The sequence below is a fragment of the Leptolyngbya sp. CALU 1928 genome, assembly GCF_056784215.1.
The window spans coordinates 671,613-684,433 of sequence record NZ_JBXBCE010000001.1 but is presented as its reverse complement, the minus strand read 5'-3'; the positions used below and the strand labels follow the sequence as shown (position 1 = coordinate 684,433).

Annotated in this window: 14 protein-coding genes; 7 read left to right on the top strand and 7 right to left on the bottom strand. The window is 47.5% G+C overall.

The annotated features are described in order from the left end of the window. Positions 1-17: 17 nt before the first annotated feature. Positions 18-278 carry a MoaD/ThiS family protein gene (locus AC1S5B_RS03045; RefSeq protein WP_482034249.1) on the bottom strand — a complete coding sequence of 87 codons (261 nt, stop codon included), beginning with the start codon at positions 276-278 and terminating at the stop codon, positions 18-20. A 480-nt stretch (positions 279-758) separates the two neighbouring features. Between AC1S5B_RS03045 and AC1S5B_RS03040 the strand changes: the two genes are divergently transcribed. The 4 genes from AC1S5B_RS03040 to AC1S5B_RS03025 all read left to right on the top strand — a co-directional run bounded on the left by AC1S5B_RS03040 (position 759) and on the right by AC1S5B_RS03025 (position 6,206). Next, the gene (locus AC1S5B_RS03040) at positions 759-1,751 is read left to right on the top strand and encodes a cytochrome c oxidase subunit II (protein WP_482034248.1); all 993 of its coding nucleotides are present in this window, start codon (positions 759-761) and stop codon (positions 1,749-1,751) included. 25 nt (positions 1,752-1,776) lie between these two features. Further along, complete coding sequence (gene ctaD, locus AC1S5B_RS03035; RefSeq protein WP_482034247.1) at positions 1,777-3,462, top strand: cytochrome c oxidase subunit I; 1,686 nt, start codon at positions 1,777-1,779, stop codon at positions 3,460-3,462. An 11-nt stretch (positions 3,463-3,473) separates the two neighbouring features. After that, on the top strand, positions 3,474-4,094 hold the full coding sequence (locus tag AC1S5B_RS03030; RefSeq protein WP_482034246.1) for a cytochrome c oxidase subunit 3: 621 nt from the start codon (positions 3,474-3,476) through the stop codon (positions 4,092-4,094). 306 nt (positions 4,095-4,400) lie between these two features. Further along, positions 4,401-6,206 (top strand): N-acetylmuramoyl-L-alanine amidase family protein, encoded by a 1,806-nt coding sequence (locus AC1S5B_RS03025; protein ID WP_482034245.1) that lies wholly within the window; start codon positions 4,401-4,403, stop codon positions 6,204-6,206. 12 nt (positions 6,207-6,218) lie between these two features. Here AC1S5B_RS03025 and AC1S5B_RS03020 read toward each other — a convergent pair whose 3' ends face one another. The 4 genes from AC1S5B_RS03020 to aroH all read right to left on the bottom strand — a co-directional run bounded on the left by AC1S5B_RS03020 (position 6,219) and on the right by aroH (position 9,267). Further along, complete coding sequence (locus AC1S5B_RS03020) at positions 6,219-6,428, bottom strand: hypothetical protein (protein ID WP_482034244.1); 210 nt, start codon at positions 6,426-6,428, stop codon at positions 6,219-6,221. Between the two features lie 638 nt (positions 6,429-7,066). Next, positions 7,067-8,557, bottom strand: coding sequence for an Asp-tRNA(Asn)/Glu-tRNA(Gln) amidotransferase subunit GatB (gatB, locus tag AC1S5B_RS03015; protein WP_482034243.1), 1,491 nt, complete (start codon positions 8,555-8,557; stop codon positions 7,067-7,069). Between the two features lie 134 nt (positions 8,558-8,691). Continuing rightward, positions 8,692-8,859 carry a DUF29 family protein gene (locus AC1S5B_RS03010; protein WP_482034242.1) on the bottom strand — a complete coding sequence of 56 codons (168 nt, stop codon included), beginning with the start codon at positions 8,857-8,859 and terminating at the stop codon, positions 8,692-8,694. A 12-nt stretch (positions 8,860-8,871) separates the two neighbouring features. Then, positions 8,872-9,267: a chorismate mutase gene (aroH, locus tag AC1S5B_RS03005; protein WP_482034241.1), complete on the bottom strand. Its 396-nt coding sequence runs from the start codon at positions 9,265-9,267 to the stop codon at positions 8,872-8,874. A gap of 177 nt (positions 9,268-9,444) precedes the next feature. Here aroH and AC1S5B_RS03000 point away from each other — a divergent pair, with 177 nt between their 5' ends. The 3 genes from AC1S5B_RS03000 to rpmA are packed head-to-tail and all read left to right on the top strand — an operon-like array spanning position 9,445 to position 10,354. Then, positions 9,445-9,570, top strand: coding sequence for a hypothetical protein (locus tag AC1S5B_RS03000; protein ID WP_482034240.1), 126 nt, complete (start codon positions 9,445-9,447; stop codon positions 9,568-9,570). An 11-nt stretch (positions 9,571-9,581) separates the two neighbouring features. Then, positions 9,582-9,992: a 50S ribosomal protein L21 gene (gene rplU, locus AC1S5B_RS02995; protein ID WP_482034239.1), complete on the top strand. Its 411-nt coding sequence runs from the start codon at positions 9,582-9,584 to the stop codon at positions 9,990-9,992. A gap of 56 nt (positions 9,993-10,048) precedes the next feature. Continuing rightward, the gene (rpmA, locus tag AC1S5B_RS02990) at positions 10,049-10,354 is read left to right on the top strand and encodes a 50S ribosomal protein L27 (protein WP_482034238.1); all 306 of its coding nucleotides are present in this window, start codon (positions 10,049-10,051) and stop codon (positions 10,352-10,354) included. A gap of 98 nt (positions 10,355-10,452) precedes the next feature. On the opposite strand, the gene AC1S5B_RS02985 is transcribed toward rpmA, so the two are convergent. Further along, positions 10,453-11,523, bottom strand: a complete 1,071-nt coding sequence (locus AC1S5B_RS02985; protein ID WP_482034237.1) for a glycosyltransferase family 4 protein — start codon at positions 11,521-11,523, stop codon at positions 10,453-10,455. A 299-nt stretch (positions 11,524-11,822) separates the two neighbouring features. Next, complete coding sequence (locus AC1S5B_RS02980) at positions 11,823-12,554, bottom strand: DALR anticodon-binding domain-containing protein (RefSeq protein ID WP_482034236.1); 732 nt, start codon at positions 12,552-12,554, stop codon at positions 11,823-11,825. Positions 12,555-12,821: the final 267 nt, after the last annotated feature.

Below are 12,821 nucleotides of genomic sequence, written 5' to 3'. Positions count from 1 at the left end.
TCTTGATAGACCCGATATTAACCACCACTCACTGGAGGTATCAAAACCACTTCGTCGCCTGATTGCAAAATGGTTTCTGGTGGAACAAATTGTAAATTTACGCCAAACCGGGTTAAATCTTGCCACTGATCGAGTTGAGGATGGGCAGCAATCAGGCGATCGCGCACCGCCTCAACCTTGGTGTCTGTAGGTAGGTCTAGTGTCAAGTCTGACACTCCACAAGCCTCTTGATACGCTGCAAATAGCTTAACTGTGACTGTAATAGTTGAATCAGACATGGTGAATGAAAGCGCGATCGTGACAACTCTAATTTTAAGGCGAGGGAAGGCTTCCTCGGTTCATCAGGTCTCCTCTACCCTCTAAAGCTTGACTTGAAAGAAGAAAAGAACCGAAAATTTAAAGATAAATTTCATTTTCTGTCCCTATCCAAGGCTGCACAAAGGCTAGAAAGTCGCTAAGTTGGAAGCAATCACAGTTAGCCTGACTGATTTTTGTGAATAATCCCTACGCTTGTAGTGCTGCACACGGATTCTTGTGGAACGTAGTCTACCCTGATAATTGAGAGTCGGATTTTTTAGACAACATATCCGTACTCTGTTGTAAATTGATAGCGTACTTTTAAGACTGATTAATGCCCAAGCTAATGCTAGAAATACAGTCTGAATCCTGATGTGCAGCAACTTCAATCGTTTTTACAAAGGATTTTTTAGGTTTAAGCATCATTAGCTTTTTGGTTGCCTGTTAGAAGGGAGAGATTTGTGAATATTCCAGGTTCAATTACAACGCTATTAGTTGGGGTCGTATTGACGATTGTGAGTCTTTGGTATGGGCAAAATCATGGCTTAATGCCTGTGGCAGCTTCTACAGATGCGCCGCGGGTAGATAAGTTATTCGATATTATGATGACGATTGGAACCGGATTATTCTTGCTGGTTCAAGGGGCGCTCGTTTATTCATTCTTTAAATTTCGGCGTAAACCGGGCGATGATACCGATGGACCTTACATTGAGGGCAATATTCCTCTAGAGATTCTCTGGACTTCAATTCCGGCGGTCATTGTATTAGGAATTGCGGTCTACAGCTTTGACATTTACAATTCCATGGGCGGCTTAGATCCGATGGATCATTCCGTTGCCCACCACAGCCAGTCCACTCATGAGATGGCAAAAATGCCGGGGGCTGCGATCGCTGGCACCTTAACTGATGCAACCGTTGATGCCGTTTCAGCACCTTCAGCGCCCGCAGTGACAGATACCCCGGCAGAAATGACGATTCAAACGGCTGGATTGCAATATGCTTGGATTTTCACCTACCCAGACAGCGGAGTAATTTCAGGTGAACTGCATGTGCCAGTCGGCACCCGGATTAATCTAGCGATTTCTGCCAACGACGTGCTTCATGCCTTTTGGGTGCCAGAGTATCGGGTTAAGCAGGATGCGATCCCTGGCACACCCACACAGCTTGCCTTTACCCCGTCTCGCGTTGGTGAATATCCAGTGATCTGTGCTGAATTGTGTGGTCCTTACCACGGCGCAATGAATACTAAAGTGATTGCTGAAACTCCAGCAGACTTCAATGCTTGGATCGCCAGTCAGCAGGTAGCCAGTGCGACGGGATTAAATGACGCGATCGCCCTTACCGCTGCCGAGAAACCAGTCGATCAGTTTCTTGCGCCCTTTGTTGATCCGCTTGGCGTGGATGCAGCCACCCTTCAGCAGCTTCATTCAGCCCATCACCCTTCTGCTAGCTAGCCATTTATTGATCTGTTAAAGTCCTATGACTCAGCTACTCCAAGACGAAGCGGCAAAAATCCCGCAGCCCTCCCCAATTCAGGCAAAAAAGCGCGAATGGCTGAAATACTTTAGCTTCAGCACTGACCATAAAGTGATTGGCATCCAATACCTGGTCACCTCGTTCTTTTTCTATTTTGTGGGCGGTTTCTTAGCCACGCTAATTCGCACCGAACTCGCAACCCCTGAAGTCGATTTTGTTAGCCGCGAAACCTATAACGGCTTATTTACGGTTCATGCCACAGTGATGATTTTTCTGTGGATTGTGCCTGCGGCAACCGGAGCCTTTGGCAATTACCTGATTCCGCTGCTGGTTGGCGCACGGGATATGGCATTTCCTAAGCTGAATGCCGTCGCTTTTTGGATGATTCCACCCGGTGGAATTCTACTGCTCAGCAGTTTCTTTGTTGGCGCTCCCGGCGCTGGCTGGACTTCCTATCCACCCTTGAGCTTGGTTTATAACAAGCCGGGGGAAATGATTTGGATTTTGAGCCTGCTCATTTTAGGCACCTCTTCCATTTTGGGTGCCGTGAATTTTCTGGTGACGATCCTGAAAATGCGTGCCCCCGGCATGACCTTAAATAAAATGCCCTTATTTTGTTGGGCAATGTTGGCGACCTCGGCGCTGATCTTGATTTCCACTCCAGTCCTGGCAGGGGCGCTGATTCTCTTGTCGTTTGATCTGGTGGTGGGTACTGCCTTTTTCAACCCCACGGGCGGCGGCAATCCGGTGGTATACCAGCACATGTTTTGGTTTTACTCCCACCCGGCGGTCTACATCATGGTGCTGCCAGTGTTTGGGTTGATCTCCGAGATTTTACCCGTTCACTCTCGTAAGCCGATTTTTGGCTATAAGGCGATCGCTTACTCCAGTTTTGCCATCAGCTTTTTAGGCTTGATTGTCTGGGCACACCACATGTTTACCAGTGGCACCCCTCCTTGGCTGCGGATGTTTTTCATGATCAACACCATGATCATCGCCGTGCCTACAGGCATTAAAGTATTTGGCTGGTTAGCCACCATTTGGGGCGGCAAACTGCGGCTGAATAGCGCCATGCTGTTTGCCATGGGCTTCCTCTCTATGTTTGTGATTGGCGGCATTAGTGGAGTCATGCTGGCAGCCGTACCGTTTGACATTCATGTCCACGATACCTACTTTGTGGTTGCCCATCTGCACTACGTCTTGTTTGGTGGCAGCGTCTTTGGCATCTACGCCGGAACCTACCACTGGTTCCCCAAAATGACCGGACGCATGGTGAACGAAACCTTGGGTAGAATTCACTTTGCCCTAACGTTGATTGGCTTTAATCTTGCGTTTTTGCCGATGCACAAGTTAGGTCTAGAAGGGATGAACCGCCGGATCGCGGAATATGATCCTAAGTTTACGGCGCTCAATTTGATTTGTACTGTGGGCACTTATATCTTGGCGGTTTCTACCTTCCCGTTCATCTTTAACGTCATCTGGAGCGTGTTCAAGGGCGAGAAAGCGTCTAGCAATCCTTGGGGTGGCTTAACCTTTGAATGGCAAACCACGTCTCCACCGCCGGTAGAAAACTTTGAGATTGATCCAATCCTTGAAATCGGTCCTTATGAGTACGGTACGGAAGAGGCGGTGAAAATTATTAAAGCGGGACCATTTTTGGCACTGGAAGCGGCGGCAGCACAAGGATAAGGAGAGACACTATGCAAAGTTCCGCACTTGATACGACCACGATTGTTACCAGCCACCAGTCGGAGACCGCCCACGGACATCACGCTCACCCTGATCACCGGATTTTTGGCATCATTGTTTTTCTCGTGGCGGAAGCAATGATTTTTATGGGGCTGTTTATTGCCTATCTGACGTTTCGGGCAGTGGCTCCAGTGTGGCCCCCCCCAGGAACGCCAGAGCTAGAATTGCTGCTGCCGGGAGTGAACACCATCATCCTAATTTCCAGTAGCTTTGTGATCCACAATGCTGACACGGCAATTAAAAAGGATGACGTGAAAGGAATGCGGATGTGGTTTGCCATTACTGCCGCGATCGGTGCTGTATTTCTGGCAGGTCAGCTTTATGAGTATTTCCATCTAGAGTTTGGACTCAAGACTAATCTGTTTGCCAGTACGTTTTATGTATTGACGGGCTTCCACGGGCTGCACGTCTTCTTTGGCGTGATCCTGATGTTGGGTGTGCTGTGGCGATCGCGCAAACCGGGTCACTATTCCAGCACCAGTCACTTTGGCATCGAAGCCGCCGAAATCTACTGGCACTTCGTCGATGTCATCTGGATTATCTTGTTTATCTTGCTGTACTTGTTGAAGTAAAGTCAACCACAAAAGATCTGGTAAAAATTGGTTAAACCAAGTCAAGCAGAAGAAACGCTGATGTTTCTTCTGCTTTTTTCGTTGAATCGAGACCATGGTTACTATAGCCTTGCTTATTGGCATGAGGACGATTATCCAAACCCCATAGCGGCTAAGCTGAAATGATGCCAGTTTTTTGTGATTGGTTTGTGGATTGCTAGGAAGCATAACAGGCAAGTCTCACTGTAGTTAAACACTATTGCTCTGCTTCAACTGCCCTGCTTCAACTGCCCTGTTTCAACACAGCGACGTTCGTGAAAATCACCCATGAAAATTCCTGTTTCGTTTACCCTAGTGACCTGTTTTTGCCTCTCTATGGTGTGTACGATCGCCGTTTCGGTTGGCGCAATTGCAGCCCAGCCTAAGCTGTTTATCGCCTATCCACCGCCGATCCATCAAACTACGGCGAACAAAATCTTTTTCATTGGAACGGCTCCCGTGGGTGGTCAGGTTTTGGTCAACGGACAGGCGATCGCCCGCAGTGCCGCCGGACACTTTGCTCCCAGCTTTCCCTTGCAAATTGGCACAAATCAGTTCACCTTTCGCTATGGCACCCAAGAACTAAAACGCACCGTCACCCGCGAAACCAGCGGTGTCACCTTGCCGATTGGCACCACGTTTGCCAAAGAGTCCCTTACCCCTGCTGTGAATATTGGCAGGTTGCCAGATGAGTTGATTTGCTTTGGCGCGATCGCTCCACCGGGAGCCACCGTTGGAGTTCGCCTAGGCACGAGCCAAACTGTGCCGCTTCAGCCGCAATCTCAATTTGTCGAGTTGCCGCCGAACTCAGCAGTATTAACTCAGCAAAATCAACCCGTTGCCGTAACTGAACCAAGCTTTTACCGAGGGTGTGGGCGCAGCGTTTTAATCGGCGATTTGGGCAGACCCGTATTTGAACTAAACTTGGGCGGCAATACCACGCGCCAACTGGGAACGGGCAATATTCAAATTCTGTCGCCTACTCAGCTAGAAGTAGCGGAAGTCACCGCCGATTTCGGCACCGCCCGCACAGGACCCAGCACTGATTATTCTCGTTTAACCCCGCTCCCGAAAGGAACCTTAGCAAGCGTTACCGGGTATGAAGGCGACTGGGTGCGCTTGGACTATGGTGCTTGGATCAAGCGGCAGGAAGTGCAAGTGCGTCGCGCAGCGGTTCCGCCCACCTCGTTGATTCGGAGCGTCAAGGCAAGACGGGCAGGCGACTGGACGGAGATTGTTTTTCCATTACAGGTTCCGGTTCCGCTAAATGTGCAGCAGGGCGATCGCACGTTTACCCTCACCCTTTACAACACCACCGCCCAAACAGACACCATCCGGCTAGACGACGATCCATTAATTGCCCGCCTCGACTGGCAGCAAACCCAACCCGGACAGGTGCAATATGTCTTTAACCTGAAAACACTTCAGCAATGGGGCTATACGCTGCGATATGAGGGCACCAGTTTAGTCTTGGCGCTCCGGCATCCACCCAATCTGAAGAGTAGTGGGAAAGGAACCGCGATCGCGGCAAAACCGCTTTCAGGAACAAAAATTCTGCTCGACCCAGGACATGGTGGACCCGAAGATTTAGGCTCAGTCGGACCCACTGGTTTACCAGAAAAAGCCGTCACATTGAAAACTTCCAAACTGCTGCGAGACGAATTGATCCAGAGGGGCGCAACCGTGATCATGACTCGTGAAAAAGATCTCGATGTGGGGCTGCAAGACCGGGTGAATCTAATTGCTACATCACAGCCGACGATCGCCCTCAGCGTTCACTACAACGCCCTCCCGGATAGTGGCGATGCCATCAAAACTCAGGGCGTTTCAATGTTTTGGTATCAAACTCAGGCTCATAGCTTAGCCATCTTTTTACACAACTACTTGGTCAAAACACTCAAACGCCCTTCCTATGGAGTGTTTTGGAACAATTTAGCCTTGACTCGCCCATCCAATACGCCATCAGTACTGTTAGAGCTAGGATTCATGATTAACCCTAACGAATACGAATGGATTGCCAGTGAAGCAGAGCAAAAGAAACTCGCACGCGCGATCGCTGATGGAGTCACTGCATGGTTAAAAGCAAGCCGTTAATCCATTCAACAGTTAGTAGCTATCACCATTCGTAGCGGTTTTCATTCCCAAAAAATGATTCGCTTGCATGAGGCGATCTGCAATCACCATCCGCCGCGCAAGGCTAATACCCGACTCAGACAGCGCTTCTTGAGCCAACTGACGATATTGGGCACCTGTAACAGAATCGACCTCATCGATGTGCTTAAGATTGGCATAGACTTTACGAACATTAATAGCCATAAATCCTCTCTATAAATCTTTGGGAAACCCGTGACACTGCATCATAGCCGTCTACCCGATAATCAAGGCTGCTAAAAACCATGCGTTTTCAGCTTAAAGAGCATAGATAAACGAATCCTATGACGCAACATCCTATATCTTAGCCAGTTCTTATGATTGAAGCCCGACAAAAATGGGAACGATTCATCACGAAGCATCACAAACTTGCAACACTTCCATTCAAACGGCAAGGGTTAACAATACATATCGCAACACTGAGTGCAGTTTTAATTTTAGATAATCGCCCCTTATTTCCCAATTTTCCTTCTACTTCTTCAAAGTTCACTAGCCAAGTGGAGACAGCGCACAGAGGCTAGTTTCTAGTTTTGGCTATGCCTTTCTCTAGGAAGACTGCCCGATAGGGCTGGCAGAATTCCCAATAACAAACTTTCAATAAAAAAGGGAGAGGCGCTAAGCGTCTCTCCCTATCATCAGGGTGCATCTACTAAACACAGTATGCCACTTTAGGGGTGGGGGGTGACACCCCTAAATGATGTTTTTTTCGTGAAGAAATCTCTCTTTCTAGCTTTAAAATTAGGAGGTAAGCCCTTTTGCGGAATTTGTTAAAGCTTGAAAGTGCTGGTATCAAACACTTGTATCTAGTTGTTTAGTTTTTTGCTAACCAGTTGATTGGTCAATTTGGGATCGGCACGACCGCCCGTTTTTTTCATCACTTGACCCACAAAAAATCCTAGGAGCTTTGTTTTGCCTCCTCGATATTGTTCCAGTTCCTTCGGGTTTTCGATCAATACTTCGTCGATCGCGCTTTCCAACGCACCCGTATCCGAAATTTGCCCTAACCCATCTCGCGCTACGATCGCCTTTGCCGAGCCGCCCTCAGTCAGCAGTTCTTGCAAAATAGTTTTAGCCGCCGCATTGCTAATCGTGCGATCGTCAATGAGTCCAATCAGTTCTGCCAAACTCTCTGGTTTTAGGGGTAGCTCACTAATGCTTAGATTAGCGTTGTTGTTGAGATAGGCACCTAAATCGCCCATAATCCAGTTGGCTGCCAGTTTTGCCGAAGCCCCCGCCGCGATCGCGGCTTCAAAGTATGCCGTTGTGGCATGGTCGTTGGTCAACACGCGAGCATCGTAAACTGACAAGCCCAACTCGGTGGTGTAGCGCTGACGTTTTTGAGCAGGCAATTCGGGCAGTTGCGATCTCCAGTCTGCCAGTTGTGCCGCAGAGACTTCGATGGGTCCCAAATCAGGTTCTGGAAAGTAGCGATAATCGCTAGACCCTTCTTTCTTCCGCATACTAATCGTGCGCTGAGAGCCTTCTTCCCAGAGTCGCGTTTCTTGTACCAGCGGTTCGCCTGCTTCCACTGCTGCAATCTGCCGCTCAATTTCATAGTCGATCGCCCGCTGAATTGCACTGAAGGAGTTCATGTTTTTGATCTCCACCTTCGTGCCAAACTCCTTTTGCCCCACCGGACGCACGGAAATATTCACGTCACAACGAAGCGAACCTTCTTGCATATTGCCATCGCCAACGCCCAGATATCGGACAATTCGGCGAATCTCTTGAGCATATTCAGCCGCTTCTTGTCCCGTGCGAATATCGGGTTCAGACACAATCTCCATCAACGGCACGCCTGCTCGGTTATAGTCCACCAGCGAGTAGGTAGACCCAGAAAGCCGTTCTCCACCGCCATGTACAAGTTTTCCCGCGTCTTCTTCCATGTGCAGTCGGGTCACGCCAATCCGCTTATGAGTGGCAGTTCCCGTTTCTTTGTCATACAGTTCAATGTTTAAAAACCCATGTTCTGCGATCGGCAGATCAAACTGAGAAATTTGGTAGTTTTTCGGCAAATCAGGATAAAAATACTGTTTGCGATCGAACTTGCTATAGGGCGCAATTTGACAGTTTAAGGCAAGCCCCATTTTTACTGAGGATTCCAACACGGCTTGATTCAACACGGGCAGTGTTCCGGGTAAACCCATGCATACCGGGTCAATCAACGTATTAGGAGGTTCGCCAAACTTGGTTGAACTTGGAGAGAAAATTTTAGTGTTTGTGTTGAGTTGACAGTGAGTTTCCAACCCAATCACTGCTTCATACTGCGTTTTTGCGGGAGCGGATGCTGTCATGGAAACTTTCTTGCACAACAATAGGCTTCCATTTTAGCGGCAAGCAGCGGCGATCGCTTAAGATTGCACCACCCCAGACAATTTTAATAATCACAGACGACCTCTCGGCAATTGATTCAGCGTTGGCAAAGTGATCAGTATCGTTCGTTGCTTTTACCCAAACTCTCTGTCTCCTCAATCAAGTTTTCCAAAGCAATCTGGCTAAAATCTTGCGATCGCAACTGTGCCACGGTTTTATCTAGGCAAAGCTGGTCGTCCCTGTCATATAGAGATACAAGACGGTTCTGAAAAGGCGGCACCATCAAGGATACGCGTTACTGGGATAGGAGGGCAGCTTCTGCAAATGTCCAATCAGGACGGAGGTTTTTTGCATGACGCAGATAAGGGTGATGGATTTCAACATCAGGATTCGGCGTGTTGAAATGGATCAAAAAGCGGATGCATCGGGGCAGGCTTCCTTTAACATACATCTGCTGCACATCCAACAGGGGAACCTGCGACCAATGAGGACGTTCACGGGCGATCGCCGCTGGAAAGATAGCATCCAAATCGTTAGTCACCGAAAAAGTGACGCTAACAATTTCTTCCATGTCTAATTGATTGCGGACTTCAAGCTCATTGAGCAGTTCATGCACTGCTTCTCGAATCGCATCAATAGAATTATCTGTAACCGTTGTTGCACCACGAATAGCTCGAATTCGCCAACCCACGCTGATTTCCTCCACTTTCAAAAGCAACTGCTATCTGGCTTAATACTAAAAAATAGTTAGAACTTAATCATTAAAGCTATCAATGATCATGGCTGAAAATTTGCTAAACGTCAGCAATTAAAGTATCTATCGCTAAAATATTTTTGAAGCGGGTCTGTTTGCCCAACTTTACTGAAAATGTGCTTGACAGATGCGATCGCAATTCGTGACAATTGGAAGCTGTTGTATTTTTTGCTCGGATCAGGTTATCTCCAAAAGTTGAAGGACGCGATCGCGCTTCGGCTACCTGTACGGCGCACTTAAGGTGAAAATTAATGGTTTACGCAATTATTGAGACGGGTGGCAAGCAACTTCGGGTTGAGCCAGGTCGCTTTTATGATGTAGAAAGACTGGCTGTTGAGCTTGATGGCAAGGTTAATATCGATAAGGTATTCTACATCCAAAACGATAGCGATATTCATGTTGGGCAGCCTCTTGTCGATGGGGCAACAGTCGAAGGTACTGTAGTTAGGCATATGCGGGGTCGCAAGATCATTGTTTACAAGATGCAACCCAAAAAGAAGACTCGTAAGAAACAGGGTCACCGTCAAGAGTTAACACGATTAATGATTGACAGCATTAACATTTCTGGGCGATCGCTGGGTAGTGCCAGCACTGTTGCTGATACTCCTACTCAATATGTCGATTTTGAAAAAGCTGAAGCAGTTGCACAAGCTGCCGAATAAAATTTTGAGATGTCTCAATCTATCAGTTTAAGCGCTAAAAAAGCAGGAAGGTAAGTATGGCTCATAAGAAAGGGACAGGCAGTACACGCAACGGGCGCGATTCTAACGCTCAACGCCTCGGTGTTAAGCGCTATGGCGGTCAGGTGGTTAAAGCAGGCAACATTTTGGTGCGTCAACGCGGCACCAAACATCATCCTGGGAACAACGTCGGCATCGGCAGCGATGATACTTTGTTTGCTTTGATTGCAGGCGTTGTGACCTTTGAGCGACTGGGGAAAACACGCAAGAAAGTGAGCGTTTATCCAGTCGCGGCAGCGATCGCATCCGAATCTGTCACACCTGAGCTAGTTGCGGCAGAATAACTTAATCGGAAACCAACAATTTGTTGTTTTAAAGTAAAAAGCAGTGAGCGATTCCGTTCACTGCTTTTTATTATGCTGAGCTATTTCAAAACGTTGAGTTATTTCAAGACATTGACCAACGAGCGACCATTTTGAGCGAAGCGTTCTGCCAAAACCTTTTGATAGACGGCTTCATAGCCATCCGTCATTCGCTTAGCGCTAAAATTGGTTTCCACATGCTGACGACAGGCTTGCCGATCAATCGTGTCAATTTTGCTTAATGCTTGGATGCATTCATCTACGGTGTGGCACAAAAATCCGGTTTTGCCATGAGCAATTACTTCGGGCGCAGATCCCAAATTCATCGCAATTACGGGCGTTCCTGCTGCCATAGACTCAGCCATCACTAAGCCGAACGGTTCTCTCCAGGTAATGGGAAACAGCGTTGCCACTGCATTTCCTAGAAGAACGTTTTTCTGAGCGTGATTTGCTTCGCCCAAAAATTGGATTTGCGTACCGTCGATGTGAGGTTTGATCTCTTCTTCAAAGTACTTTACATCAACCGGATCGATTTTACCGGCGATTCTGAGGTTCCATCCTGTAGCTTTCGCGATCGCGATGGCGATGTGAGTTCCCTTTTCTGGGGACATCCGACCCAAAAACGCTAAATAGGGCGGGTCAATGGGTTTGGGATAAAATCGATAAGCCGACGTATCCACTCCGTTGTAGACTGTTGCCACGCAGTTCAAATTGAGCCTGGGTTCCCGTTGAGAGTTAGAAATGCTAATGAACGGCTGGCGACGGGCATGAACAAACATTTTTTCGTTGTCGGGCGTGAAAATACCATGCAAGGTATACACGGTGGGCGTTTTCACCAGATTAGCGTAGGGTAGCCCAGCACAGCCCATATGGGAGTGAATGACATCAAACTCGTTAGCCCGTTCATAGACTTGACTCAACTGAAGCATTTCATAAATGCCCACTTCTTTAATGGATGGGTCAAGCCGTAGTGCTTTTGGGTGAACTGATTCGAGCTTGGCAGTCGTGGTGGAATCGCCAGAGGCAAATAGAGTAACTTCATGCCCGCGCCGCACTAATTCCTCCGTGAGTAGACTTACCACCAATTCTGAACCCCCATATGTAGCGGGTGGAACCTGTTCCCAAAGGGGTGCTATTTGTGCAATTCGCATGAATACCTCCTAATTAATAATTAGCTTAATTTCTCAAAGCGATAAATTTCTCAGGGCACTATTGCTAAGTGTTGCAAAGAGAAAATGTTTGTTAAAAAAGTAAAGTGTATTTACCGACATGTTTAATGAAAGACTAAGAATGTGTCAGGTACGGATAACCGTAATTATTGCTTTTATTCTCTTGAGATATTTTCCGCTAGGGAATGCTCTCAACACATCATGCTAAAGCTATAGAAATTAATCATCTTTAGAAAGATTTTGTTGATTTTCTAGATGGTGAGAGTACTAGCTTCAGTTTTCTACAACTCTTCAGCCGCACTAACGCCCAGCCCCGTTAAAAGCCCGTGCAGCAATCTTTGAGTCACCAGAATAATTGCTAAGTGGGCAGTCTGGCGATCGCGTCCCGCCTTCTCCAGCGCGCCCCAAATCTGGCATTGCCGATGCATTGTACTAAATGCTTCAGCCAAATTTTGAGCAAGTGCTACGATTCGAGATGGCTTCAGCGATGGAGCTTGACTGTTTTCGGGTGAACTATCAACTTGCCAGGGGAGTTCATCCAATAGGATCATGCATTGCTTGATTAACTGGCGCTCTGAAACATGACTCACCCAAAGTTGTTGCTCTGGGGTTAACCAAGAGATTGGGTTTGGCTGTGTCCATTGCCCTTGGGAAGGTTGCGACTGCCAGTTCAGCCCAATTATCTGCTGTTGGGCTGCAAGACGTAGCAATGAACAGCAGCGGGCGTGAGCATGTTGAATTGAAAACAGGCTGGGGTGTAAGCCTTTGGCTGGGTAAGACTGGAGATCCGCAAAAACAAACAGTGGGGTAATAGGATGGGTTAGGCAGGTGAGCCAATCAGCGATCGCCCAATCATCCAGTCTAAATTCCAGATAGCCGGATGAGGTTGCTTGAATATCAATATGATCTAGCAAGGTCGGCGATAACCCGGCAGGAATTTGAAAATAAGTGTGATCAGATATGTAGGTAGATAGCTGTGCCGCCAAACTATTTGCCACCATCACAGAACTCATATTTGCATAGACACATATTTGATGAGAAATGGCTGATAGATAAGCTAGCTGATCTTTTTTTGGAATGGGTTTCAGCAAGCTTTTAGAGTTTTGCACCCTACTTTTTAGCAAGCAGAGATGAGTAGGATGAAGACCAGAAAATGATTTTTCTACAGGAATTTCCTGGCACAGAAAAGCTTCCTGTAGTATTATTTGCAACAATTGTTTAGGTGAACAAAGTGTAACCTGCACTACAGCACTCGTTGAAATAGCGAATTTCTTGTTTCT

Bases quoted from the DNA above. Each gene is read 5' to 3' on its own strand.
- AC1S5B_RS02980 (WP_482034236.1), bottom strand. From the start codon at position 12,554: ATGAGTTCTGTGATGGTGGCAAATAGTTTGGCGGCACAGCTATCTACC.
- AC1S5B_RS03030 (WP_482034246.1), top strand. From the start codon at position 3,474: ATGCAAAGTTCCGCACTTGATACGACCACGATTGTTACCAGCCACCAG.
- AC1S5B_RS03045 (WP_482034249.1), bottom strand. From the start codon at position 278: ATGTCTGATTCAACTATTACAGTCACAGTTAAGCTATTTGCAGCGTAT.
- ctaD (WP_482034247.1), top strand. From the start codon at position 1,777: ATGACTCAGCTACTCCAAGACGAAGCGGCAAAAATCCCGCAGCCCTCC.
- gatB (WP_482034243.1), bottom strand. From the start codon at position 8,557: ATGACAGCATCCGCTCCCGCAAAAACGCAGTATGAAGCAGTGATTGGG.
- rplU (WP_482034239.1), top strand. From the start codon at position 9,582: ATGGTTTACGCAATTATTGAGACGGGTGGCAAGCAACTTCGGGTTGAG.
- rpmA (WP_482034238.1), top strand. From the start codon at position 10,049: ATGGCTCATAAGAAAGGGACAGGCAGTACACGCAACGGGCGCGATTCT.
- AC1S5B_RS02985 (WP_482034237.1), bottom strand. From the start codon at position 11,523: ATGCGAATTGCACAAATAGCACCCCTTTGGGAACAGGTTCCACCCGCT.
- AC1S5B_RS03020 (WP_482034244.1), bottom strand. From the start codon at position 6,428: ATGGCTATTAATGTTCGTAAAGTCTATGCCAATCTTAAGCACATCGAT.
- AC1S5B_RS03000 (WP_482034240.1), top strand. From the start codon at position 9,445: ATGTGCTTGACAGATGCGATCGCAATTCGTGACAATTGGAAGCTGTTG.
- AC1S5B_RS03025 (WP_482034245.1), top strand. From the start codon at position 4,401: ATGAAAATTCCTGTTTCGTTTACCCTAGTGACCTGTTTTTGCCTCTCT.
- AC1S5B_RS03010 (WP_482034242.1), bottom strand. From the start codon at position 8,859: ATGGTGCCGCCTTTTCAGAACCGTCTTGTATCTCTATATGACAGGGAC.